Source organism: Porphyrobacter sp. MBR-49, assembly GCF_053628655.1.
In genome coordinates this window covers 283,360-308,347 of the sequence record NZ_JBRJGU010000002.1, presented here as the reverse complement: position 1 = coordinate 308,347, position 24,988 = coordinate 283,360, and the positions used below count along the sequence as shown (strand labels likewise).

Annotated in this window: 24 protein-coding genes and 1 pseudogene; 16 read left to right on the top strand and 9 right to left on the bottom strand. The window is 61.1% G+C overall.

Annotated features, from left to right (window positions below):
- Nucleotides 1-19 precede the first annotated feature (19 nt).
- Nucleotides 20-385, top strand: coding sequence for a GNAT family N-acetyltransferase (locus ACSSV3_RS03715; RefSeq protein ID WP_354323848.1), 366 nt, complete (start codon nt 20-22; stop codon nt 383-385).
- Here the strand turns inward: ACSSV3_RS03715 and ACSSV3_RS03710 are convergent.
- Complete coding sequence (locus ACSSV3_RS03710) at nt 331-1,902, bottom strand: PH domain-containing protein (RefSeq protein WP_354323846.1); 1,572 nt, start codon at nt 1,900-1,902, stop codon at nt 331-333. The two genes, ACSSV3_RS03715 and ACSSV3_RS03710, sit on opposite strands and share 55 nt — an antisense overlap.
- Nucleotides 1,899-2,417: a PH domain-containing protein gene (locus tag ACSSV3_RS03705; RefSeq protein ID WP_354323845.1), complete on the bottom strand. Its 519-nt coding sequence runs from the start codon at nt 2,415-2,417 to the stop codon at nt 1,899-1,901. Before ACSSV3_RS03705 ends, ACSSV3_RS03710 begins: the two co-directional genes overlap by 4 nt.
- Before the next feature lie 139 nt (nt 2,418-2,556).
- Between ACSSV3_RS03705 and ACSSV3_RS03700 the strand changes: the two genes are divergently transcribed.
- Complete coding sequence (locus ACSSV3_RS03700) at nt 2,557-3,492, top strand: ribose-phosphate pyrophosphokinase (protein WP_354323843.1); 936 nt, start codon at nt 2,557-2,559, stop codon at nt 3,490-3,492.
- Between the two features lie 132 nt (nt 3,493-3,624).
- Entirely contained in the window at nt 3,625-4,395 is a 771-nt protein-coding gene (hisN, locus tag ACSSV3_RS03695; protein WP_354323841.1) for a histidinol-phosphatase, read from the top strand.
- Between the two features lie 253 nt (nt 4,396-4,648).
- On the opposite strand, the gene ACSSV3_RS03690 is transcribed toward hisN, so the two are convergent.
- Nucleotides 4,649-5,224: a carboxymuconolactone decarboxylase family protein gene (locus ACSSV3_RS03690; RefSeq protein ID WP_354323840.1), complete on the bottom strand. Its 576-nt coding sequence runs from the start codon at nt 5,222-5,224 to the stop codon at nt 4,649-4,651.
- A gap of 77 nt (nt 5,225-5,301) precedes the next feature.
- Nucleotides 5,302-5,883, bottom strand: a complete 582-nt coding sequence (locus ACSSV3_RS03685; RefSeq protein ID WP_354323838.1) for a TetR/AcrR family transcriptional regulator — start codon at nt 5,881-5,883, stop codon at nt 5,302-5,304.
- A gap of 262 nt (nt 5,884-6,145) precedes the next feature.
- Here ACSSV3_RS03685 and rpmI point away from each other — a divergent pair, with 262 nt between their 5' ends.
- From rpmI to ACSSV3_RS03635, 10 genes are all read left to right on the top strand, one after another.
- Nucleotides 6,146-6,349 (top strand): 50S ribosomal protein L35, encoded by a 204-nt coding sequence (gene rpmI, locus ACSSV3_RS03680; RefSeq protein ID WP_354324094.1) that lies wholly within the window; start codon nt 6,146-6,148, stop codon nt 6,347-6,349.
- A 49-nt stretch (nt 6,350-6,398) separates the two neighbouring features.
- Nucleotides 6,399-6,758, top strand: coding sequence for a 50S ribosomal protein L20 (gene rplT / locus ACSSV3_RS03675; RefSeq protein ID WP_354323836.1), 360 nt, complete (start codon nt 6,399-6,401; stop codon nt 6,756-6,758).
- A 145-nt stretch (nt 6,759-6,903) separates the two neighbouring features.
- On the top strand, nt 6,904-7,824 hold the full coding sequence (locus ACSSV3_RS03670) for a helix-turn-helix domain-containing protein (RefSeq protein ID WP_354323834.1): 921 nt from the start codon (nt 6,904-6,906) through the stop codon (nt 7,822-7,824).
- Between the two features lie 87 nt (nt 7,825-7,911).
- Nucleotides 7,912-9,012: a phenylalanine--tRNA ligase subunit alpha gene (gene pheS, locus ACSSV3_RS03665; protein ID WP_354323832.1), complete on the top strand. Its 1,101-nt coding sequence runs from the start codon at nt 7,912-7,914 to the stop codon at nt 9,010-9,012.
- A complete protein-coding gene (gene pheT, locus ACSSV3_RS03660) occupies nt 9,009-11,411 on the top strand; it encodes a phenylalanine--tRNA ligase subunit beta (RefSeq protein ID WP_354323831.1) in 2,403 nt (800 codons plus the stop codon). Before pheS ends, pheT begins: the two co-directional genes overlap by 4 nt.
- The gene (locus ACSSV3_RS03655; RefSeq protein ID WP_354323829.1) at nt 11,408-12,157 is read left to right on the top strand and encodes an SDR family NAD(P)-dependent oxidoreductase; all 750 of its coding nucleotides are present in this window, start codon (nt 11,408-11,410) and stop codon (nt 12,155-12,157) included. The genes pheT and ACSSV3_RS03655 overlap by 4 nt, the downstream gene beginning before the upstream one ends.
- Entirely contained in the window at nt 12,154-13,692 is a 1,539-nt protein-coding gene (locus tag ACSSV3_RS03650; RefSeq protein ID WP_354323827.1) for a peptide chain release factor 3, read from the top strand. Before ACSSV3_RS03655 ends, ACSSV3_RS03650 begins: the two co-directional genes overlap by 4 nt.
- A gap of 176 nt (nt 13,693-13,868) precedes the next feature.
- Nucleotides 13,869-14,738, top strand: coding sequence for an alpha/beta fold hydrolase (locus ACSSV3_RS03645; RefSeq protein ID WP_354323825.1), 870 nt, complete (start codon nt 13,869-13,871; stop codon nt 14,736-14,738).
- A gap of 175 nt (nt 14,739-14,913) precedes the next feature.
- A complete protein-coding gene (locus ACSSV3_RS03640; RefSeq protein WP_354323823.1) occupies nt 14,914-15,252 on the top strand; it encodes a P-II family nitrogen regulator in 339 nt (112 codons plus the stop codon).
- A gap of 12 nt (nt 15,253-15,264) precedes the next feature.
- The gene (locus tag ACSSV3_RS03635) at nt 15,265-16,623 is read left to right on the top strand and encodes an ammonium transporter (RefSeq protein WP_354323821.1); all 1,359 of its coding nucleotides are present in this window, start codon (nt 15,265-15,267) and stop codon (nt 16,621-16,623) included.
- A gap of 358 nt (nt 16,624-16,981) precedes the next feature.
- Here the strand turns inward: ACSSV3_RS03635 and ACSSV3_RS03630 are convergent, their stop codons facing one another.
- The 5 genes and pseudogenes from ACSSV3_RS03630 to ACSSV3_RS03610 all read right to left on the bottom strand — a co-directional run bounded on the left by ACSSV3_RS03630 (nt 16,982) and on the right by ACSSV3_RS03610 (nt 21,669).
- Nucleotides 16,982-18,571: a GMC family oxidoreductase gene (locus ACSSV3_RS03630; protein WP_354323819.1), complete on the bottom strand. Its 1,590-nt coding sequence runs from the start codon at nt 18,569-18,571 to the stop codon at nt 16,982-16,984.
- A 24-nt stretch (nt 18,572-18,595) separates the two neighbouring features.
- A pseudogene (locus ACSSV3_RS03625) lies at nt 18,596-19,195 on the bottom strand (sterol desaturase family protein); the annotation flags it as partial.
- Nucleotides 19,196-19,323: 128 nt separating this feature from the next.
- Nucleotides 19,324-20,898, bottom strand: a complete 1,575-nt coding sequence (locus tag ACSSV3_RS03620; RefSeq protein ID WP_354323817.1) for a heparinase II/III domain-containing protein — start codon at nt 20,896-20,898, stop codon at nt 19,324-19,326.
- A gap of 78 nt (nt 20,899-20,976) precedes the next feature.
- Entirely contained in the window at nt 20,977-21,228 is a 252-nt protein-coding gene (locus ACSSV3_RS03615; protein ID WP_354323815.1) for a hypothetical protein, read from the bottom strand.
- Between the two features lie 9 nt (nt 21,229-21,237).
- Nucleotides 21,238-21,669, bottom strand: a complete 432-nt coding sequence (locus ACSSV3_RS03610) for a TIGR01244 family sulfur transferase (protein ID WP_354323813.1) — start codon at nt 21,667-21,669, stop codon at nt 21,238-21,240.
- Nucleotides 21,670-21,951: 282 nt separating this feature from the next.
- Between ACSSV3_RS03610 and ACSSV3_RS03605 the strand changes: the two genes are divergently transcribed.
- From ACSSV3_RS03605 to argF, 3 genes are all read left to right on the top strand, one after another.
- Nucleotides 21,952-22,698 carry a cold-shock protein gene (locus ACSSV3_RS03605; RefSeq protein ID WP_354323811.1) on the top strand — a complete coding sequence of 249 codons (747 nt, stop codon included), beginning with the start codon at nt 21,952-21,954 and terminating at the stop codon, nt 22,696-22,698.
- A 131-nt stretch (nt 22,699-22,829) separates the two neighbouring features.
- The gene (locus ACSSV3_RS03600) at nt 22,830-24,029 is read left to right on the top strand and encodes an aspartate aminotransferase family protein (protein WP_354323809.1); all 1,200 of its coding nucleotides are present in this window, start codon (nt 22,830-22,832) and stop codon (nt 24,027-24,029) included.
- A complete protein-coding gene (gene argF / locus ACSSV3_RS03595) occupies nt 24,029-24,979 on the top strand; it encodes an ornithine carbamoyltransferase (protein ID WP_354324093.1) in 951 nt (316 codons plus the stop codon). The genes ACSSV3_RS03600 and argF overlap by 1 nt, the downstream gene beginning before the upstream one ends.
- Nucleotides 24,980-24,988: the final 9 nt, after the last annotated feature.

The following is a 24,988-nucleotide window of genomic DNA, read 5'->3' as shown; positions in this document are numbered from 1 at the left end:
TCTAATGTGCCACGCGGCCATGGCAAGCGGCCAGACATACGGTCAACGCAAGCGGGAGAAACGGCCAGTGGTCGAGGAAACCACAGAACTCACCATCACCCATCATGTTCAAGGGCAGGGTGGATGCTATTTAGCGGTGGTGCGCAATTCTTCGCACGAGGCCTATCTTCAGTGGGAACCAGGCGGCGTGCAGGCGGGCAAGGAAGTGCGTATCGCCGCGCATACCGTGGTGCCGCGCGCGATCGGCGGGCGCGGGGTGGCGGCTGCGCTGGTGATGCGAATGGTCGCGGATGCACGGCGGCAGGGTTTCCTGATCCGTCCGGATTGTTCCTATGTCGCCGCCAAATTTGCCGCCAACCCCGATTGGTCCGTGTTGAAAGCCTGATCAAGCGGCGCATCGATCTGCGAATAATCAGTCGCGGCGATGGTATCGAGAATGCTGGCGCGCAATATTCGAGCCGTTTTCAATGGCATGCCGGGAATTGAAAAACTGCCGCCAGCCAGTCCCAGATGCATAGTGGCATAGCCACGCCAGCGGGCCAGCGGTCCCTGCGCGATTTCCACCGAGTGCAGTTTTTGCCGGGTCGAAATCCGGCTGGTGGGTGACATGAGCCCGGTGGTGGAGAAAATCTGTTCTGGATCAATCGCATGACGCCGGAACTCCCACGCATAAAGTTGCGCCCCGGCCATCACTACCGCCAGGCCAAGCGGGATCAAGGCCACACTAAGAGGCGCCAAGACCGCCCCTAGAATCGCCGCCACGACAAACGGCAGCGCGCTGATGATCGCCGTGTCATCGCGGTGACGTCGGCTGGCGCGGTGCCAGTCGATCCGCTCATCAGGCAAGTGGAACCCTGCCGCCGCTACGATTGGCGCGATCTCGTCCATCTGCGCAAACGGGGCGACGACGTGGCTTTCATGGCCGGCATCCTGCGCCAGGCTCACGAAGCTCAAACCGTGCCAGCCAAACCGATAGCGCATAAACCCGGTGCCGATCACCAGCGCCTGCACCCGGTGCGCTGGCATCACCACATCGGTGCGGGTGAACAAGCCGCGCTGTCGCCGGAATCCGCGTGCGCTGCGGGTAAGGGTGAACCCCCAATCGCGCGCAAAGGTTCGCAGGATGCCGGTTGCCAGACCGATCAGCGCCAATCCGAACAGCCCGGCGGTCGCGCCCGCCGCCTGCGCGTAAGGGCCAAGGCTGGCAATGGTGCTGCCCTGTTCCTCCAGCCAACCGCGCCACAGATCGCCGTTCCAGATGTCAATATCGGTGACCATGTCGGCATATTGCAGCAGGCCGCCCAGCACCGCGAACACCGCGAGCGAGAATTCAAACAGGCCAAAGCGCAATAACCGCCTTGGCCCCATTGCGAACAGCACGTCGCCTTCATCCGCGCCTTCATCCGCGTCGCCCGATGAAGATGCCGCTGGGTTGGTGCTCGTAGCAGCCTGTTGCCCATCATCGCGGCGTTCGCGCACCAAGTGGCGCAGGCGCTCGCCCTCGGCGGCGGTGAGGTATGTTAGCGCGAGGTCTTCGCTCCCACCCGCTCCGGTTTCAAATTTGACCGCGACCAGGCCCAGCAGACGTGGAAGCAGCTTGGCTTCCAGGCTGACATCCTGAATCCGCTCATAGGGAACCGAACGCGCCGAACGGCTCAGCACGCCGCTTTCCACCCGGATATCCTGTTCGCCGATGGTATAGGTCAGCCGCCGCCAGGCGATATAGCTGAACAGCGTCCCGATAATCGCCGCCGCCACAACAACCCCGATGGCGACCAGCATCCGGCCCGCACCGCCAATCCCGGAAAACGCAACCGCGATCGCCGGAATAATCGCGCTGCGGATGCTTCCGATTGCGCCCAAAACAACGCTGATCGGCGCGGTTCTATGCGGCTGGATCACAGGCTCTCCCGCCGGATATGGGCGCGGATCTCTTCGCGCATTTCCCTTGCGCGCGCCTCTTCCAGTCCGGGCAATGCCACGCTGGCATTGTGATTGCCCGCAGTGTGAAGCGTCAGCGTGGCGATGCCGAAAAACCGTTCGAGCGGGCCTTGATGCACGTCGATATGCTGCACCCGGCTGAACGGGACTACCGTGTCCGAACGCCACAGCAAGCCGCGCACCACCCGCAGCCGGTCCGCGCTGATCTGATACCCGCGCGCATGGTAACGCCGCGCCGGGATGCGGATGATCAACGCCAGTGCAATCAGCAGCACCGGTCCGGCAATGATCCCGCTGGGGAAGGCCGCCTGATCGCGAAAGGCCGTCTCCAGCACCAGCGATCCTATCAGAAACGGAATCGCGGCCAGTGCTGCCTGCACCCGCAGCGCGTGAGCGTAATTGGGGTGCAGTCTGGTAAGCTCGCCCTCGTCATCGGACGGCTGATCGACAGGGGTTGGCGCAGATGATTTATCCATGGTGGTTTACTTGCGCAATACAGCGCACCCGCGCAAGCGCTTTCGTTCACACCTGACGACAACCACCGTTCGGTCTGTTGCATTCCTATGACGTGTCGCTAGGCGAGGCGGATCACCTGCCATCGGGGATTCGCGCGCCATGAAGATCATGTCCGGCAATTCGAACCTGCCGCTCGCCCGGGCCATCGCGGCCTATCTCGAAATGCCGCTCACCGATGCCAGTGTGCGGCGGTTCTCAGACGAAGAAATATTCGTTGAAATCCATGAAAACGTGCGCGGTGAAGACGTGTTTGTCGTCCAGCCGACCAGTTTTCCGGCCAATGATAATCTGATGGAATTGCTGATCTGCATCGACGCGCTGCGCCGCGCCTCGGCCAAGCGGATCACGGCGGTGGTGCCCTATTTCGGTTACGCCCGGCAGGATCGCAAGCCGGGGCCACGCACGCCGATTTCGGCCAAGTTGGTGGCGAACCTGATTACCGAGGCAGGGGCAGACCGGATGCTGGCGGTCGATCTGCATGCGGGGCAGATTCAGGGTTTTTTCGATATTCCGACCGATAACCTCTATGCTGCGCCAGTGATGGCAGCGGATATTCAGGCGCGGTATGGCGATCAGGATCTGATGGTGGTGTCGCCCGATGTCGGCGGGGTGGTGCGCGCGCGCTCGCTCGCCAAACGGCTCGACAACGCGCCGCTGGCGATCGTCGACAAGCGCCGTGACCGGCCGGGCGAAAGCGAGGTGATGAACATCATCGGCGACGTTTCAGGCCGGCACTGCATCCTGATCGACGATATGGTCGATTCGGGCGGCACCCTGTGCAACGCGGCCGAGGCGCTGCTCGAAAACGGTGCAAAGTCGGTCGCGGCCTATATCACCCACGGGGTGTTGTCGGGCGGCGCGGTGGCGCGGATCAACGGGTCGCGCCTTAAAGAGCTGGTGATTACCGATTCGATCCGGCCAACCGAAGCCGCCGAAGCATCAGACCGCATCCGCATCCTGCCGATCGCCCCACTGGTGGGCGAAGCGATCCGGCGGATTGCGGATGAAAGCAGTGTGTCGAGCCTGTTTGATTAGTTCGTCATTGCGAGCCGAAGGCGAAGCAATCCATGGCCAGACATCGCGGCAGATGCGGCGGCGGTTCATGGATTGCCGCGTCGCTTCGCGCCTCGCAATGACGGATAAGGAACCCCATGGCTGGCATTGTAAATGACCGATAACGACCTCGCCCTCGCCCTGCGCCTCGCCGATCTTGCCGGGGCGGCGATCCGTCCGCTGTTTCGCGGCCAGTGGAGCGAGGAGCGCAAAGCCGACCGCTCCTTCGTCACCGAAGCCGACCGCGCTGCCGAAGCCGCGATGCGGCGGCTGATCGAGGCCGAATTCCCCCGCGACGGCATCATCGGCGAGGAATATGGCATCCGCAACGAAGGCGCAGGCCGTCAATGGGTGCTCGATCCGATCGACGGCACCACCAGCTTCATCGCCGGACGCCCGATCTTCGGCACGCTGATCGCGCTGTTGCAAGATGGCTGGCCGGTGCTGGGCATCATTGACCAGCCGATTGCGGGTGAGCGCTGGGTCGGGAGGATCGGCCAGCCGACTCTGTTCAACGGCAAGCCCGCTCAGGCCCGCCCGCTCAAGGAACTGTCCGACGCGGTGCTCGCTACCACCAGCCCGCACCTGTTCACCAATGAGGAGGCTGACGCTTTCATGGCGGTCGCCAAGCAGGTGGCGGAAAAGAAGATTATCTACGGCGGGGACTGCTACAATTACGGCCTCGTCGCATCCGGCCATATCGACGTGGTGATCGAGGCGGGGCTGAAGCTTTATGACTACGCCGCGCTCGTTCCGGTGGTCGAAGGCGCGGGAGGGATAATGGCCGACTGGCAGGGCAACCCCTTGGATGCGGCAAGCGACGGCACGGTGATCGCACTGGGCGATCCGGCGCGGCTCGAAGATGTGCTTGAGGCGATGGGGTAGGCCGCCAGCGGGCCTTTTCGTCATGCGACCCCGTGCCCTCATCACGGCGGCGAAATGTTGCTCCGGTCGCTGATCCGGTGCCCGCTACGACAGCGCCGCGTCCGGCAATTCGCTGAGCGCTCTGATACCGAACAATAATGGCGCCGCGCCGCCCGATCTTGCGATCTTGTAAGCGGCGCGGCCCCGACCAGCAGCAGGGGTTGGGGGGGTAGCTGCTGGTTAACTGGAACGTTCGCTATAAACCGGCAATAGGTTACAACGCTGGCGTCCACGCGCGATTGGCAAAAGCTGCATCGAGTTCGGTGTGGAATATATGGTTGGAATAGTTCGAAATAACCTTGGCACTGATTGCCAGAATAATACCGAGAATGTGCTGCTCGGTATATCCCGCGGCGAGAAAGGCCTGCGCCTGATCGGTGGTCGGATTGCCGCGGCTTTCGGTCATGATATGCGCAAATTCACGCAAGGCTTCGAGCTTGGCATCGGCAATCGGACGGCCATCGCGGATCGCATCGGTCACTTCGGCTGGCACCTTGGACATCTTGTCGGCGACAAAGCTATGCGCCGCGACGCAATAATGGCAGCCATTGAAGCGGCTGATCGCCAGCAGAACCACTTCCTGTTCGACAGGGGTGAAGCCCGCTTCGGCGCGGAACAGTGTATAGCCGTGGCTATAGGTGTCCAGCAGCGCGGGCAGGTTGACCATCGCTCGGTACATGTTGGGCAACATGCCCATTTTTGCTTCGATTTGTGTCAAGGGAGCGCTGATCGCAGGATCGGCATCATCCGTCCCGCGCAGGGGCAAGCTGGTCTTGAATGTGTCGGGCATTGTATTTCCTTTCGTCAGGTTGAGCGGCGCGAGGCATTAGGAATGATCGTTCCAAACGAGGCAGCAATAAATCTCGATCAGATCAGTGATTTCAAAACGCCGTCGCGAATGGTGGTTAGGGTATCGGCGTCAGGGCGGCTGCGGATCATCACCAGCATGCCCAGCATTGCTGCGAGCGCCTGATGCGCGAGCTGCCCAGCATCCCGATCGGCAGCAAACGCGCCATCTTGCTGTCCCTTGCGGATCATCGCGAGGAAGAAGGCTTCGATATCGTCCTGGGCGGCGTTGACCAGTTCGGCGATTTCGCTGTCATGTGCTGCCAGTTCAAGCGCGGTGTTGACGATGAAGCAACCCCAATTGCCCTGCGGCACCTTGGTCTGATCAATGAACCGGTCAAACACCGTCGTAATCGCTTCGGCAGGCGGTTGGGATGCGCCGAGCTGTTCAAACATCCGGCGCCTAATATCGATGTCATATTTCTTGAGTGCACTGAGAAATAGCGCCCGCTTATCGCCGTAAGTCGCGTAGATGCTGGCCCGGTTCACCCCGGTGGCCGTTACCAGATCCTGCATCGAGGTAGCTTCGTACCCACGCGCCCAAAACACCTGCATCGCCCGGGTCAGCGTCGTTTCAACATCGAAGTTCTTTTCCCAAGGCATGGCAGGCAGATAGTATGTCTGGAACGATTGTTCAAGACAATTCTTGCCCAACAAATGCTGGCAGCTTTATGAGGATTCTGGCGCGGAGTGCTATTGCCCTGGGTCCAAGCGTCCAAGAGCGGGTTTGATTCTGCCTCAACACCCTTGCCTTTCCACCCCTTCCCGCCTATCCGCGCGCACTTCACTGACACGAATCAATCAGCCAGCCTGGCGACAAGGGCTGCCATGGCCGGTTCCGACGTGTCTCTTACAGGAGATGAAAATGCCCAAGCTGAAGACCAAGAGCGGTGTGAAGAAACGCTTCAAAATCACCGCCACCGGCAAGGTCAAGCACGGCGTCGCTGGCAAGCGTCACCGTCTGATCAGCCACAATGCGAAGTATATCCGCCAGAATCGCGGGACATCGGTACTGTCGTCGCACGACACGCCGACGATCAAGAAATGGGCGCCCTACGGGCTGGATTGATGCTGCAGGCCTGATGGCCAGCGCGTCCTCAAGATAAGGATATACTGATATGTCTCGCATCAAACGCGGTGTTACCACCCGCGCCAAACACAAGCGGATTCTCGACCAGGCCAAGGGCTATCGCGGTCGCCGCAAGAATACCATCCGGGTCGCCCGTCAGGCGGTCGAAAAGGCCGGGCAATACGCCTACCGCGACCGCAAGGTTAAGAAGCGCACGTTCCGCGCCCTGTGGATCCAGCGCATCAATGCGGCTGTCCGCATGGAAGGCCTGACCTATTCGCAGTTCATGCACGGCATCAAGCTGGCCGGGATCGAACTCGACCGCAAGGCGATGGCCGATCTTGCCATGAACGAAGGCGGCGCGTTCAAGGCCGTGATCCAGCAGGCCAAGGCCGCGCTGCCCGCCTGATTGGTCGCAAGGCGGACTGACTAGCCCGCCTAGAGTAGAATCGAATTATGGCGAGCCTGTGAAAAGGCTCGCCTTTTTCGTGTCCACTTGTAGAAATGCGCCAACAGCCTTGTTAGACTGCGCTATTACGCGCAATCTGTAATTCATGGGGGATAGGTTTGATTCACGCGTGATAGGAGGCCGTCTGCCGCTTGCAGGTTACCGGCTGCACGCGGAATTCCGCGAACCGCCCGCGCAGTTCGAGGGGTGTTTTACCACCTTCTACCATCTTGCCTTGGATCTGGATGATCCGGCCTCTCCCCTTACCGATTACCTCCAGCCCGAATGGGGCAATATCCGTTTCTTCTGTGGCAGTGCACCTGATGCCGAGATTGGCGCAATTCGCGTCAGCGGTGCCCCCTTCGTTGCGACGGGGCCAAGCGCGCTGCCATGCCGGTTTACACTGGGGCCGGTGCGGATGTGGGGTGTGGGCTTCCTTCCGCTGGGATGGGCGCGGTTCATGCGATCCGATGCGCGCAGCTGTGCTAACATCATCTGCGACGGCGCGGCGCATTTCGCCTTTCAGCACTTTGCCGGACTGACCGATACGCTATGCAATCCGCAGGCCAGCATGGACGAACAGTTCGATGCGATCGTCAACGCCATGACGCAGATGATGCGCCCCACCCGCGACGATGCCCGCATTGCCCGCGTGCACCGCGAGTTGGTCAATAGCGAGCACGCCTCCGTGCGCGATCTGGCCGATTCCTGCGCGATGAGTATTCGCATGCTGGAACGGTTGTCGACGAAATATTTCGGCTTTTCGCCCAAGCTGCTGATGCGCCGCCAGCGGTTCATGCGCAGCCTCACCACTTATATGCTCCATCACGGTAGCCACTGGACCGAGGTAATGGATGCACATTACCACGATCAGGCGCAATTCACCCGCGAGTTCCACGAATTCATGACCATGAACCCAAGTGAATATGCCGCGCTTGACCACCCGATTCTGAAATCGTTCATGGAAGCCCGCGCGCGGATGTGGGGCAGCGCGGCCCAAACGCTGGACGCCGCGCCGCCGCCCTGACGTCAACCGCGACAGGTTCTTTGCAAAACGTGCGATTTGCGGCTAGCGGGCCGGGGGAAAACTCCGCTTGCGAAAACTCTTAGGGCCATGACCGACATCACCAACCAGACACAGGCCGCGCTGGCCGCGATTGCTGCAGCGACGAGCCTTGACGCGCTTGAGGCGCAGCGGCTCGACACGCTCGGCAAAAAGGGCTGGGTCAGCCTCGCGCTCAAGACGCTGGGCGGGATGAGCCCGGAAGAGCGCACTGCGGCTGCGCCTGCGATCCAGACTGCGCGTACGGACATTGCTGCGGCGCTGGATGCGCGCAAGGCGGCGTTGGAGACTGCGGAGCTTGAAGCCCGGCTAGCGCGCGAGACAATTGATCTGACGCTGCCCGCCGCGCCTGCGCCGCGCGGTTCGGTGCATCCGGTCAGCCAGGTGATGGATGAGCTTGCCGAAATCTTCGCTGATCTCGGCTTTGCGGTCGCCACCGGGCCGGAAATCGAGGACGACTGGCACAATTTCACCGCGCTCAACATGGACGAAACGCATCCGGCGCGGGCGATGCACGATACATTCTATTTCCCGGACCGAACGAGCGAAGGCCGGGAGATTCTGCTGCGTACGCACACCTCGCCGGTGCAGATCCGTTCAATGCTGGCACAGGGCGCGCCGATCCGTCTGATTGCGCCGGGGCGGGTCTATCGCAGCGACAGCGATGCCACCCATACGCCGATGTTCCATCAGGTCGAAGGGCTGGTCGTGGGCCGCGACATTCACTTGGGCCACCTCAAATGGACGCTGGAGACCTTTTTCAAGGCGTTCTTTGAGCGCGAGGATATCGTGCTGCGGCTGCGCCCGTCATACTTCCCCTTCACCGAGCCAAGCGTCGAGGTTGATGTCGGTTACTCCACCGAAGGAGACCGCCGCGTGGTCGGTGGGCACGGCGATGCGCCGGGCCATGCGTGGATGGAATTGGGCGGCAGCGGGATGGTGAACCGCCGTGTGCTAGAATTTGCCGGAATTGATCCCGATGAATATCAGGGCTTTGCCTTCGGCCTCGGGATCGATCGGATTGCGATGCTGAAATACGGAATGAATGATCTGCGCGCCTTCTTCGATGGCGACCCGCGCTGGCTGGCGCATTACGGTTTCAGCCCGTTCGATCAGCCGACGCTGTCCGCCGGTGTAGGAGCGCGCGCATGAAGTTCTCGCTCACCTGGCTTAAGGATCACCTTGAAACCACCGCCACGGTCGCGGAAATCTGCGATGCGCTGAACGCCATCGGGCTTGAGGTTGAAGGCGTCGAAGACCCGGGGGACAAGCTCGCCGGTTTCCGCGTCGCCCACGTGCTGACCGCCGCGCGCCACCCCGATGCTGACAAGCTGCAGGTGCTCACCGTCGATACCGGAGAGGGCGATCCGTTGCAGGTCGTGTGCGGCGCGCCCAATGCCCGCGCGGGGATGAAGGGCGTGCTAGGCCTGCCCGGAGCGGTTGTCCCGGCCAACGGCATGGTGCTGCGCAAGAGCGCGATCCGCGGGGTCGAATCCAATGGCATGATGTGCTCGGTCCGCGAGTTGGAACTGGGCGAGGACCACGACGGGATCATCGAATTGCCGGACGACGCGCCGGTAGGGAAGAGCTTTGCCGATTACCATGGTGCGTCCCCGGTGATCGAGGCCGCGGTGACACCCAACCGGCCCGATTGCATGGGTGTTTACGGCATCGCCCGCGATCTTGCGGCGAAGGGGCTGGGGACGCTGAAGCCGATTGCGATCCCTGCGTTTTCAGAGCGCGGTGATTGCCCGGTGGAAATCCGCACTGACGATCCGGAAGGCTGCCCGGCGTTCTATGGCCGGGTGATTACCGGCGTCACCAATGGCCCCTCGCCCGATTGGTTGCAGGCGCGCCTGAAAAGCGCGGGCCAGCGCCCGATTTCGCTGCTGGTTGACCTCACCAACTACCTGATGCTCGCCTTTGGCCGTCCGGCGCACATCTATGATCTTGCCAAGCTTTCGGGCTCGGTGGTGGCGCGGCGCGCCCGCGCGGGCGAACAGGTGCTGGCGCTCAACGAGAAAACCTACACGCTTGATGACAGCATGGTGGTGATCGCCGACGACGCCCAAGTCCACGATGTCGCCGGGATCATGGGCGGTGAGGATTCGGGGGTATCGGAAACGACCACAGACGTGCTGCTCGAAATCGCTTATTTCGATCCGGTGCGTATTGGCGCAACGGGGCGTAAGCTGGGGCTGGCGTCGGACGCGCGCATCCGGTTTGAACGCGGGGTCGACCCGGATTTTCTGGACGATGGGCTTGACCTGCTCACCGGGTTGATCGTCGAACTGGCGGGCGGAACTCCAACCGAGACCGTGCGCGCCGGTTCACCGCCGAGCGCCGCGAAGGTGATCGCCTTTGATCCGGGCTTGACGCTGCGCCTCGGCGGGGTGGATGTGGCTGTGGGCGAACAACGCCGCATCCTCGAAAGGCTCGGCTTCACTGTCAGCGCGGGCTGGCAGGTCACCTGCCCGCTGCGCCGCCATGATATCGAAGGCGCTGCCGATCTGGTCGAAGAAGTGGTGCGCATCCACGGGCTCGACACAGTGGCAAGCGTGCCCCTACCGCGCACCGAGGGTGTGGCAAGACCGACCGCGACTCCGCAGCAAAAGCTGGAACGGGGCTTGCGCCGAGCCGCGGCGGCGAGCGGGTTGAACGAAGCGGTCACGTGGAGCTTCCTGCCCGAATGGGCGGCGGAACATTTCGCCATTGATGATCAGGCGCTGTGGGTGCTCGCCAATCCGATCAGCGAAGACCTGAAGGCGATGCGTCCTTCCTTGCTGCCCGGCCTGCTGATCGCTGCCAAGCGCAACGCCGATCGCGGCGCGCCCGGCTCGCGCCTGTTCGAAATCGGGCGGCGCTATTTCCATGCGCAGGATGGCCTCAGCGATGAAAGGCCGACATTGGGCATCGTGCTGGCGGGCGAGAAAACGCCGCGCGGATGGAAGACGGGCAAGGCGCAGAGCTTCGACGCTTATGATGCCAAGGCACTGGCGCTCGAATTGCTCGAAGCGGCGGGCGCTCCTACCGCCAATCTGATGGTGATGGGCCCTGATTCCCTTGGGCCGGGGCCGCAGTTCCACCCCGGCCAGTCGGCCACTCTGCGGCTCGGCCCCAAAACCGTGCTGGCGCGGTTCGGGATGGTGCATCCGGCAACCCTGAAGGCGTTTGACGTTGATGGGCCGATTGCCGCGGTCGAACTGTTCCTTGATGCGATCCCGGCGCGAAAAAACGCGGCCTTCGCCCGACCCGGCTTCACTCCGCTCGCCTTGCAGGCAGTGACGCGCGATTTTGCTTTTCTGGTGCCTGAGGCGCTGGCCGCGGGCGATCTGGTGCGCAGCGTGCAGGGCGCGGACAAGGCGGCAATCACAGCCGTGCGGGTGTTCGACGTGTTCGCAGGTGCGGGCGTGCCCGAAGGCCACAAGTCGCTCGCCATCGAAGTCACGCTGCAACCGGGTGAGACCAGCTTCAAGGATGCGGAACTGAAAGCCATCGCCGAAAAGGTGATCGCTGCCGCCGCCAAGCTGGGTGGGGAGTTGCGCGGATGAAAACGGCGTTTGTCACCGGTGCCACCGCCGGAATCGGCCTTGCCACGGTCCGCACGCTGGTCGCGAACGGCTGGCGCTGCGTCGCGACCGGTCGGCGGAAGGAGCGACTGGATGCGTTGGTGGCAGAGTTGGGGGCTGACAAGGTCCACCCCGCCTGCTTTGACGTGCGCGATACCGCCGCGCTCGACGCTGCCCTGGCAGGCTTGCCCGAGGATTTCCGCGACATTGATCTGCTGGTCAACAATGCCGGCCTCGCCCAAGGCCTCGCACCTGCTCAGAATGCCGATCTGGATGATTGGCACACCATGATCGACACCAACATCACCGCGATGGTGGTGCTGACCCGCAAGCTGCTGCCCGGTCTGATCGCGCGCAAGGGTGCGATCATCGCGATCGGTTCGGTTGCGGGGAGTTACGTCTATCCGGGCGGCAATGTCTATGCGGGGTCAAAAGCCTTCGCCAACCACTTCACGCTCGCCCTGCGGGCCGATCTGCACGGCACCGGGGTGCGCGTCACCAGCATCGAACCCGGCATGGTCGAGACCGAATTCACCGTGGTGCGCACCGGCAGTCAGGAGGCTTCGGACAGCCTTTATCGCGGTGTCAATCCGATGACCGGACAGGACATCGCCGACACGATCCTGTGGATCGCCAGCCTGCCGCCGCATCTCAACATCAACCGGATCGAACTGATGCCGGTCAACCAGGACTTCGCGGGCTTCCGCGTCGCACGCGATCCCGTATGACATCTAACCGCCGCACCTTCGCGATCATTTCGCACCCTGACGCCGGGAAAACCACGCTCACCGAAAAGCTGCTGCTGCAGGGCGGCGCGATCCATCTTGCCGGTGAGGTCAAGGCGCGCGGCGCGGCGCGGCGGGCGCGGTCGGACTGGATGAAGATCGAACAGCAGCGCGGCATCTCGGTCACGTCGTCGGTGATGACGTTCGAGCGCGCCTTCGATGATCTGGGGGGCATCGTCTTCAACCTGCTCGACACGCCGGGGCACGAGGATTTCTCGGAAGATACCTACCGCACGCTGACCGCCGTGGATTCCGCCGTGATGGTGATCGACGCAGCCAAGGGGATCGAACCGCAGACCCGCAAACTGTTCGAGGTGTGCCGATTGCGGAGCGTGCCGATCATCACCTTCGTTAACAAGGTTGACCGCGAAGGCCGCGATCCGTTCGAAACGCTCGACGAAGTGGCAGATATGCTGGCGCTCGATGTCTCCCCGCAGATGTGGCCAATCGGGATGGGCGGCGAATTTGAGGGCATTCTCGATTTCGCCAGTGGCGAAGTGAGCCGCCCCGAAGGCCCCAGCCGCGAATTTCTGGGCAAGCGTGAGGCGGATGCCGTGATCCCGGAACGCTTCGCTGACGAGATTGAATTGGCGCGCGGCGGCTATCCTGAATTTGACCTTGAGGCCTTTCGCCACGGCGACTTGACCCCGGTCTATTTCGGATCGGCGCTCAAGGATTTCGGCATCATCGAATTGATCGATGCGATCGCCCGCTATGCCCCGCCGCCGCGCCCGCAGCCTGCGGGGGAGGAGCAGATCAGCCCGGACCGCGACGAAGTTACCGGCTTCATCTTCAAGGTGCAGGCCAATATGGACCCCAACCACCGTGACCGTATCGCCTTCATGCGGCAGGTATCGGGCACCTTCAAACGCGGCATGAAGCTGACCCCGTCAGGGCTGGGCAAACCGATTGCGGTGCATTCGCCGATCCTGTTTTTCGCGCAGGATCGTGAAATCGCCGATACCGCAGAGGCGGGCGACATCATCGGCATCCCCAACCACGGCACCTTGCGGGTGGGTGATACGCTGTCAGAACGCAATCAGGTGCGCTTCACTGGCCTGCCCAATTTCGCGCCCGAAATCTTGCGCCGGGTGCAATTGCGCGATCCGACCAAGACCAAGCAATTGCGCAAAGCGCTCGACGATCTTTCTGAAGAAGGCGTGATCCAGGTGTTTCATCCCGACATCGGATCGCAGCACATTGTCGGCGTGGTCGGGCAGTTGCAATTGGAAGTGCTGATTTCGCGGCTTGAGGCCGAATACAAGGTCGAAGCCGTGCTCGAACCATCGCCCTTCGCCACCGCGCGATGGATCAAGGGCGATGAAAAGGCCTTGGAGGAATTCGCCGGGTTCAACCGCGCCAACCTCGCGCGGGATCGCGATGGCGATTACGTGTTCATGGCGAAAAGCCCGTGGGACGTGAGCTATCAGGTCGAAAAGAATCCCGAGCTGACCTTTTCGGCCACCAAGGAGCGGTGAAAACCTTTCCCCGCTTGCCCTGAGCTTGCCTGCCCCGGCGCAGGCCGGGGTCGAAGCACTGTTTTGCCTGCGTTCGGCGTGATCCTCAAGAAAGACGGCCCTTCGGCAAGCTCAGGACGAACCGGTATTGGGGCCGGGTCTTGCCCAATCGCGCCCATTTGGCCAAAGCATAACCCATGCACCACACTGGCCCTACATCGCAGACCTTCATCTCTCAGCGCCTTCGGTTGAATTACCTCGATTGGGGCGGCAGGGGAAAACCTCCCTTGGTGCTGGTGCACGGCGGGCGTGATCATGCACGTTCGTGGCACTGGACGGCGGAGGCGCTGCGCGAGGATTACCACGTCATCGCGATGGATCATCGCGGGCATGGCGATAGCGATTGGGTGTCCGACGGGGTCTATTCAGCGGGCGACATGGTCTATGATCTGGCGCAGCTGATCCATCAGCTGGGTGTCGGCCCGGTGCGGATGGTGGCGCATTCGATGGGCGGCAATGTCGCGCTGCGTTACGCCGGCGCCTTCCCCGACATGCTGAGCAAGCTGGTCGCCATCGAAGGGCTTGGCCCCTCGCCTGAAGCGCGCGCGAAACAGCGCGCAGTGCCTTATCCCGAACGTCTCGCCGAATGGATCGAGAAGAAGCGCAAGGCCGCCGGGCGCACCCCGCGTAAGTATGACAGCATCGAAGCCGCGTTCGCGCGGATGATCGAGGAAAACGCCTACCTCACCGAGGAACAGGCGCGGCATCTGACCGTCCACGGCGTCAACCGCAACGAGGACGGCACCTATAGCTGGAAGTTCGACCCGCACCTCAATGTCTGGCCGGTCGAGGAAATTGCCGACGAATTCGTCGAGGCGCTGTGGGGTGCGATCACTTGCCCGACGTTGCTGCTCTACGGCGCTGATAGTTGGGCCTCCAACCCGGCGAAGGACGGGCGGATCGGGCATTTTCAGACGGCCAGAGTGATCGAGTTCGAACAAGCCGGCCACTGGCTGCATCACGATCAGTTCGACCGCTTCATCGCCACTTTGCGCGATTTTTTGTGATCGATTCGCAATTTGTGCCTAAGAAATATACATGCGCCTAATTATTAGGCAGGCATTTTTCCGCAGGTGCGAAGAAACCAGCTGATTCCGCTGCATCAGCCCCACTAAGCAAATATGGCACGCTTGTTGCTGTGTCCTGATTGGCCGGAACGATCCGGTGCAACAGGGGCCACAGATGAAGTTCATCATCGCCATCATCAAACCATTCAAGCTCGACAGCGTTCGTGAGGCGCTGGGCGGGATTGGTATCGCCGGAATGACCGTGACCGAGGTCAAGGGGTTTGGTCGCCAGAAGGGCCAGACCGAAATCTACCGCGGGGCCGAATATTCCACCAACATGCTTCCCAAAGTGAAGCTCGAGATCGCTGCGAGCGACGATATCGCCGCGCAGGTGGTCGAAACCATCCAGCAAACCGCCAACACCGGCGCAATCGGCGACGGCAAGATCTTTGTGTTCGATCTCGCCTCCGTCACCCGCATCCGCACCGGCGAAACCGGCGAAACCGCGCTGTAAAGGGACCAAGCGATGAAGCGTATTTTCCTCAATTTGGCGGCGTTGCTGACCGGTGCGGTCGTGCTGGCCGCACCGGCGTTTGCCGCTCCGGTGGCGGAGGCCGCCGCAGCCGCTGCCGAAGCCGCGCCTGCCGTTCCCAACCCTGGCAATAACGCCTGGATGATGACCGCGACCATCCTCGTGCTGCTGATGATCCTGCCGGGCCTCGCGCTGTTCTACGGCGGGCTCACCCGGTCGAAGAACATGCTATCGACCATGACGCAAATCGGCGCGACTGCCTGTCTCGCCATGCTGATCTGGGTGATGTGGGGCTACAGCCTCGCGTTTGGCGATACGGTTTACGAAGGTACGCTGGGCCTGTTCGTCAGCGGGGGCAGCTATTTCCTGTCTGGCACTGACGCCAGCAGCACGGCGGCGACTTTCACCGATGAAGTCATCAGCAAATATGTCTTCATCAGTTTCCAGATGACCTTTGCCGCGATCACCGCTGCGCTGATCCTTGGCGCGACGGCGGAGCGGATGAAGTTCAGCGCGGTGATGGCCTTCGTGCCGATCTGGCTGACGATCGTCTATTTCCCGATCGCACACATGGTGTGGGCAGGCGGCGGGCTGATGTTCGAAGACGGCGCGCTCGATTTCGCTGGCGGCACCGTGGTGCACATCAACGCCGGTGTTTCGGGCCTCGTGCTGGCCTATCTGCTGGGCAAGCGTCGCGGCTATCCGTCGGAACCAATGCCGCCGCACAGCCTGGTGATGACGATGATCGGCACCGGCCTGCTGTGGGTGGGCTGGTTCGGGTTCAACGCAGGGTCGGCGCTTGAGGCTGATGGGTCGGCGGGGCTCGCCATGATCAACACCTTCGTCGCCACCGCAGCGGGCGCGCTGACCTGGATGGTGATTGAGCGCGCTGCGGGCCACAAGGGTTCGGCGCTGGGCTTTTGTTCGGGTGTGATTGCCGGGCTTGTGGCGGTCACTCCGGCGGCGGGTAACTCTGGCCCGTTTGGTGCGATCCTGCTCGGCATTGTTGCCTCGGCGGTCTGCTATGTCTTCGTTGCCAAGGTGAAGGCCAAGTTTGGCTACGACGATTCGCTCGATGCTTTCGGCATCCACGGGATCGGCGGCATCGTCGGCGCGATTGGCACGGCGGTGGTATACCAGCCGTTCCTCGGCGGCCCCGGCGATGGTTCGACCGCGCTTGGTGTGCAGCTCGGCATCCAGATCAAAAGCGTTCTGATCACCATCGGCTGGGCCGGGATCGGCACCTTGATCGCTGCCGTCCTTGTGAAGCTGACCATTGGCCTGCGGGTCGATGAAGAAGCCGAAGTCAACGGGCTCGACATCTCTGAACACGGGGAGCGCGCCTACAACTAAACCTTCTCAACCAGTTTGGCGGGGGGAGGCTCTCTCCCTCTCCTCTCCCCCCGCCTCAATCCGTTCCTCCTGCGAACGAACAAACTTGCAATGGCCGGAGCGGTGAAAACCCTCCGGCCTTTTTTTGTATTACGACCGCGCCTCCGCGTGGTCGTCCTTGGCGCGTGTCCGGCGCTGCGCACCGGAGCGCCTGCGGCTCGCGCGCGTGCGCTCGCGGCCCTTTGGGCCGTTTGGGACTTAAATGGCGCGCGCTGAATCGGTCGCGCAGCGACCGCAAGGCCGACCGGCCGCCGCGCCCTATGGCGCGAAAGCCAAGCAGCGCAGATGCGCTGCGCCCGGCGCTTGAGGGCGAAACAAACTACGCTCTTTCGGCCTCCATCACGAAATCCGCGCACCTTTCGCCGATCATGATGCTGGGCGCGTTGGTGTTGCCGCTGACGATCTTGGGCATCACACTGGCGTCCGCCACCCACAGCCCGTCCAGCCCGTTCAGCCTTAGCGACGGATCGACCACCGCATCGGCGTCTGCGCCCATCCGGCAGGTGCCGACCGGGTGGTAGACCGTGTCAGCGCGGCTGCGGATCAGCGCGTCGAGCGCGGCGTCATCATTCAAATCAACCGGGTGGCGATCAGTTGGGCCGAATGCCTGCAACGGCGGCGCTTCGGCAATGCGGTGTGAAAGGCGCACCCCGGCGCGCAAGGTTGCCATATCGCGTTCGTCATCAAGAAAGTTGGGATCAATCACCGGCGCGGCCGCCGCATCCGCGCTGCCCAACCGCACCGTTCCCCGGCTTTCGGGGCGCAGCACGCAGGCGTGGAGCGAAAAGCCGTGCGCCTTGACCTTCTCACGCCCGTGATCTTCCAACACGGCGGGGACAAAGTGCCACTGCACATCGGGCGCTGGGCTATCGGGCATTACCGTCCAGAAACCGCCGGCTTCGGCATAGGGGGTGGTCATCACGCCGGTGCGCTTGCGCCGATGCTCGATCATCGCCGCCACCATCCGCAGGCTGCCCTTCAAAGTGCTGCCAATCGGAACGTCGCTGACTGTCTCCCAGCCGGAGACATAGTCGATATGATCCTGCAGGTTGCCGCCCACGCTTGCGCGATCCAGCACCACGTCGATCCCATGCGCCTTCAGGTGATCTGCCGGGCCGATGCCTGACAGCATCAGGACCTGCGGGCTGTTGAACGCGCCTGCTGACAGCACCACCCCGCGCCGCGCCAGCAGCGTTTCGGGTTGGCCTCCGCGCCGCACCTGCACCCCGGTCACGCGCCCGCCTTCGATCACCAGCTTTTCAACCAGCGTATCAGTGCGCACCGCGAAATTGCCCTGTTCGCGGATCGGTTCAACGTAAGCGCGCGCGGCAGACCAGCGTTCGCCCTTGCGCTGCGTCACCTGATACAGGCCGAACCCATCCTGCCGTTCGCCATTGAAATCGGCACTGGTGCGCAATTGCAGCGCGGCGGCGGCTTCGACAAAGGCGTGGCTTGCCGGGTTGGCGGCGGTCTGGTCAGACACGAACAGCGGCCCGCCTGCGCCGTGATAATCATCGCCGCCGCGTTCGTTTGCCTCTGCGCGTTTGAAGTATGGCAGCACATCGTCATAGGCCCAGCCGGTGCAGCCCTGTGCCGCCCAATTGTCGTAATCCCAGCGGCCCCCGCGGATATAGACCATCGCATTGATCGCTGACGATCCGCCCAGGCCCCGCCCGCGCGGCTGATATCCGGTGCGCCCGTTCAGGCCTTTTTGCGACACAGTTTCATAGCGGTAGTTCGATTTTTCGGGGATGAAGGGCATGAAGCCCGGCGTCTTGATCCAGACATTGTCGTTGCGCCCGCCCGCCTCGATCAGACACACCCGGCGCGTGCCATCCACCGCCAGCCGTCCTGCAACGGCACTGCCCGCGCTGCCACCGCCAATGACGATGTAATCGAAACTTTCCATGATCTCTCCCTTTGGCGGGGGAGACTAGGCAGGTTCGCTGCCCGCTGCAATCGGGTTTCGAGTCGCAACTGATGCGGCGGCAGGTGTAACCTCATCCTCGACGCGCGCCTGCCCAACCCGTGTTTTCCACCGTGCGCGGATCATGTTCGATGTTTCGCGGCTGCCATCATGGCTCCAGCCGGGTTCGCGCAGCAGGTAGCTGAGCTTGTGCCGCAACGGCGCGCGCCAGATGTCAGACAGCATCCCGATCCATTCGTGGAACACCGCCCACAACAGGTTGAAACTGCCAAGCTGTTTGACGATGCCGTAACGGATCGCCTCGTCATCCACTTCGGGTTCAAAGGTGCCGAACATCCGGTCCCAGATGATGAACACGCCCGCGTAATTGCGGTCGAGATAGCGCGGGTTGGTGGCGTGGTGGACGCGGTGGTGGCTCGGCGTGTTCATCACCGCTTCGAACCAGCGCGGCATCCGCTTGATCGCCTCGGTATGGATCCAGAACTGATAGATGAGGTTGAACCCGCTGCAGATCGCGATCATCACCGGGTGAAAGCCCAGCAACACCAGTGGTAGCGTGAACACGAAACCAAAGGTCAGCGCGCCAGTCCAGCTTTGTCGCAGCGCGATTTATTCCAAACCATTTTGCCCCGCACGGTGGTCATAAATAGCGGTATTACTTCCGAGACTTTTCGACGCGCTGACCAGCCAGAGCTTTCCAAAAAACGAAGGCAATCGTTTATTGAAGTTAACAATTAACCTCCCAACACTATACGTGTTTTGAGATTTTTCGAGTTATCACGGCCGCTTACAACGAGCGCGTAGGCATCTTCGCAAACGCCAAACTGCTTGGACATCAGAGTTTTAAATATTGAAATATTTGAATTTACTGAAAAATACAATTTTATACTCTCTTCTCCGCACGTGATCTGATATGCATCATCTTCTTTTTGAATCGTAGCTTCTCCGGGAATGATAAATGTAACAAACCAGTTAATTTCCTCATTATCACGTGATTGTACTTTGTCTGATATTTGTATTTCTTGATCTCCAGACACAATAATCACTGTGCGCGTAATCATAGCTCTTTCAGAAAGGAAGCTTTTCATCTCGCAATGAGCATCTTCACCCTCGTACCAAATCTCGGAAATCGCACCCAAGTGCGTTGGCCCCTCGAAATTCGCAAAGCGAATGTTGTCGCAATCCTCAGTGAAGACACCGCTATGGGCCCTGCTGGATCTGAACCAACGCGCTTGCTGATCCGTCTGGGTCGAAAATTTGTAGAGTCCCGCATCCAAAATGAAATCAACGTCTTGATGTTGTAATGTAATGCTCGTTTCATCGACATGCCGATGCACGAAGGTCGATCCACCGCATTTTGCGGTAAAATATAGATTATCAGTCTTGTGAATAAAAAATCCGCTTTCGGGAGAAACGGTCGTTCCCGTCTGTGGGGCATAACGCTTTGAATCGATCCAGTGGGTCGGGTGAAGTTCCGTGTCACCTATTGTTGCATAAGTGCCATTTTTTCGCACAAAAAAGCCAGCAAACATTTCGGCCAACTCTAGCTTTTCGGTGAAAACATCTAATTCAGAAACATAACCTGCCTTTTTGCAGAAGCTTACGAAGTCTCTGAATAACATCATATTAAGCATGTGATATGCAGGGCTGTTTTCGGTACAGCAGCCGCATGAGTCAAATGTTTTGTCCAAAAGTTTGCGGGCTCGGTTCAGGGCTGTGTCGGCCCAGTAAGTCCGCTGCCATACGGGAACATGCCTCTGAACCACAGCAGACTCGAGCAAAGCTCGGTCTGACATTAACCCATGGTTGTTCCAGACATAACTGGACTCGCGGGCACACCAATCCGCATGGCTTTGGGCCATAACGGCGGCGGCGCGTGCGAGGGAAGCCGAAAGAGCTATCTGGCCATTATCTTGCTTAGAAACATAATAATTAAGCAGGCGCAGTCTGTTTGCAACAGCATGTTCATCTTTCCAAGCGGGGTGCGAGAGCGGTTGAGACGACAGCCAATTTAGATATCTTTCGGTAATATCAAGCGCCCGATCAATGAAATGATTCTTCCGCTGTTCTTGGCCTGTCTTCAGCAGAGCCAGCACGGAGGGCAGCGTATGGTGCCAGAGCTGCATTGTGTTATCAAATTTTTCCCCTTGTAGTTCAAAATCATTGGGGCTCGCCTGCTTAAAAAAACCAAAAGTTGGCACATATAATTCGCCGCCCATCGCCCTATCGGCCATCTCCGTCGTAACGCCGCCGAAGGTTAACGGAACCGCATCTATCGTATAGGATGCTATTATTTCTTCTTTGAACATAATTATTACTCGACTGCTTTCTAAAAAAATTATCTATTTTTATGACTATTTACCCGATCAATTTTTTCAAAATGCGTGCTATGATGTTAACTCACGGTAGCGAGGTTTCAGTTTCGAGGTTAAGCACGGGATTGCGGCGGTATGATCCTGCGATACAGCCCAATCCAGCGGCTCAAAGCCGTCCTCAACTTCGCCTGCCACCCGGCGAATGTCATCTTCCCCGACCAGCACCGGAGCGCCGCCCAGCTTAAGCCACCATGCAAGCCCCGCCAGCGCAAGGATCGCGATCAGCGATCCAGCAGTCTGGAGCAGCAGTGGGGGAATATCCATCACAGCACCTCAGCGCGCGGCGAGCATATCGATCATCGCGCGAATCGGGCTGACGTCATAGCCCGCCTGCGCTGCAGTGCGGGCGATGGTCGCAGGATCACCACCCTGCTTCGCTTCGGCCAACGCCCACAGAAAAGTCGATCGCGTGCCCGACCGACAATAGGCGAGAATCGGCCCTTCGGCCTGCTCCAGCGCGGCAATCATTGCATCGACCTGCGGTTCGCTGAAGCCCGAATGGCCGATCGGAATCGCGGCGTAATTGAGGCCAGCGGCGGCGGCAGCAGCAGCAATATCATCTCCCTGGGGAGCATCCGGGTCTTCGCCGTCGGGACGATTATTGATGATCAGCGCGACTCCCAATCCCGCTGCGTCCGCCACATCGGAGAGAGCAAGTTGTTGACTAACCATAATATTTTCAGTGAGTTTGCGAAAATTGCTCATGGCTATTGCTGCTTTCCGGTGCGTGTCCGGCTCGTGTCATGCCCAAGCACGCGCCTGCGCACAAGCGTTCGTGCAGTCAGCCTGACCGCCCTTGTGGCAATCGCGAGGCGACACCGCCACGCAGGCCGGTAAAATCGTTCGCAAATCGACTTTTTGTGCGCTATACCGCGCTCTACGTGCGCACCGGGTATCAAGCTCGGCGCGTCTGTGTCCGGTGCGGCTCGCTGTCCACGTCACCGGCACATATGAGGACGGGCGGTGTGACAAGGTACGTACTGATCTATGGGTTACGATAGGGGACGCCGGCGCGGCCGCGACAAGCGCGACGGCTTTGGCGAAGAAAGCTTCGATCCGTTTGGCGGCAATGGCGATGGTTTTTCGCCGCCGCGCGAATTCGGAGGAGACCGCTTCGGTGGCGGCGGTGACAGGTTTGGTGGAGGCGGCGGTGCGCCACGTTCGGGCGGTGGGCCGCGTGGCCCCGGCGGCCCTGGCGGCGGCGCGGGCGGCGGTGCAGGCGGCGGCGGTTTCAGCCGTATGCCAGCCCAGATCGTCGGCACCGGCAAGGGCATCGTGAAGTTCTTCAACGTCCAGAAAGGCTTTGGCTTCATCCAGCAGGAAGGTGGCGGCGAAGACATCTTCGTCCACATCAGCGCGGTGGAACGTGCCGGGCTTGAAGGCCTCGCCGAAGGGCAGGAACTGCAATACAATCTCGTGGATCGTGGCGGGAAGGTTTCCGCTCAGGATCTTCAGGTTGTTGGCGATGTCATTGCCGTGGCGGCCAAGCCTGCCGCTCCTTCGCGGGAATTGACGGGTGAACGTGTGACCGGAACGGTCAAGTTCTTCAACGCGATGAAGGGCTTCGGCTTCCTCGTCCGTGATGATGGCCAACCCGATGCGTTTGTGCACATCAGCGCGGTGGAACGTTCGGGACTTTCAGCCCTGAACGAAGGCGAACGCTATCAGTTCGATCTCGAAGTTGACCGACGGGGCAAGCACTCGGCCGTCAACCTTTCGCCGCACGAAGGCTGACCAAAAACGCCTTGCGCTCCGCCCGGTTTGACCGCGGGTTCGCACAGGACTAATCGATTGCAGATGGCGGCTCTTCGGGGGCCGCCATTTGTGTTTCAGACCTTGTTGTTTCTCAATTCAGGAATTTGCCCATGTCGATCACCCCGCTCATGCCCGTCTATCCGCGTTGCGGCGTGCGGCCCGTGCGAGGGGAGCATTGCCACCTGATTGACGAGGACGGCACGCGTTACCTTGATTTTGCGAGCGGCATCGCGGTCAACCTGCTCGGCCATTCGCATGAAGGGCTGATCGGTGCGATCCAGCAACAGGCCGCCACGCTGATGCATGTGTCGAACCTGTATGGCAGCCCGCAGGGTGAGCGGCTGGCGCAGATGCTGGTCGACAATACCTTTGGTGACACGGTGTTCTTCACCAATTCGGGTGCCGAGGCGGTGGAGACCGCGATCAAGACCGCGCGCGCCTATCACCAGAATGCTGGCGATGAGGGCGATGCCAGCCGGTTTGAGATCATCACCTTCCACAACGCCTTCCACGGGCGCACGATGGCGACCATCAGCGCATCCAACCAGACCAAGATGCACCACGGATTTTCGCCACTGCTCGAAGGGTTCAAATATGCCCCGTTCGACGATCTTGACGCGGCAAGGGCTCTGATCGGGCCGCACACTGCGGGCTTCATGGTCGAACCGATTCAGGGTGAGGGCGGGATTCGTCCCGCATCGCAGGCATTCATGGCGGGCCTGCGCGCGCTGGCGGATGAGCATGATCTGATGCTGATTCTCGACGAAGTGCAATGCGGCGTCGCGCGCACCGGCAAGCTGTATGCCCACGAATATTACGGGATTACGCCCGACATCATGGCGACCGCCAAGGGCATCGGCGGCGGGTTCCCGCTGGGCGCTTGCATCGCCACCGAAAAGGCGGCGCGTGGGATGACCTTGGGAACCCACGGATCAACCTATGGCGGCAATCCGCTGGCGATGGCGGCGGGGACGGCGGTGATGGAAGCGGTCGCCAATGAAGCATTCCTCGCTTCGGTGCGCGAAAAGGGCGAGCGGCTGCGCACCCGGCTCGAACAGTTTATCGGCAATTATCCCAACCTGTTCGAACTGGTGCGCGGCAAGGGGCTGATGCTCGGCCTCAAGATGACCGTGGAAAGCCGCCCGTTCTTTGTCCACCTGCGCGATCATCACCAACTGCTGACTGTGGCGGCGGGCGACAACACTATCCGCATCATTCCGCCGCTGGTGGTTGGTGATGCCGAGATTGACGAATTCTTCGACAAGTTGTCGGCGGGTGCGGCCAGCTTTACAGTGCCGGAGCCTGCATGATGGGGACAGGCAAACAGGCCCGCCACTTTCTCGATCTGACCGATGCCGGGGCGGATGATGTCGCCGCGATGATCGCCGACGCGATTGACCGCAAGGCCGCGCGCGCGGGGCGACCCAAAGGCGCAGCCGATGCCGATGCGCCGCTGGCAGGGTATGTGCTGGCGCTGGTGTTCGAGAAGAATTCGACCCGCACCCGTGTCAGCTTTGACATCGCGATGCGGCAATTGGGTGGCAGCGTGCTGATCCTCGATTCGGCCTCCAGCCAGCTGGGGCGCGGCGAGAGCATCGCCGATACCGCCCGCGTGTTGAGCCGGATGGTCGATGCCATCATGCTGCGCACCGACGATCATGCCAAGATCGAGGAAATGGCTCGCCATGCGACCGTGCCGGTGATCAACGGCCTGACCGACAAATCGCATCCCTGCCAGATCGTCGCCGATCTGCTGACCATGATCGAACATGGCAAGGCGCTGCCCGGGCTGGAGGTCGCGTGGTTTGGCGATGGCAACAACGTGCTGCATTCGATCCTTGAAGCGGCAGGCCTGTTCAAGTTCAACGTGCGGGTTGCAACGCCTGCGGGGTATGAACCCGATCCGGCCTTCGTTGCCATGGCGCGGGCAGGCGGGGCGGTAGTGACGCTCACGCAGGATGCGCAAGCTGCGGCGCGCGGGGCCGATGTATTGATCACCGATACGTGGATTTCGATGGGGCAGGCCGATGCTGCGGAAAAGAAGTCCGCGATGGTGCCGTTTCAGATCAACGCTGCGCTGATGGCTGCGGCAAAGCCCGACGCGGTGTTCCTTCACTGCCTGCCCGCACACGTTGGCGATGAAGTCAGCGAGGATGTGTTCGAAGGCCCGCAATCGGTCGTGTTCGATGAAGCGGAAAACCGCATCCACGCGCAAAAATCGGTGTTGCTGTGGAGTTTCGGACGCATCGGCGACGATTAAGCCTGCCGC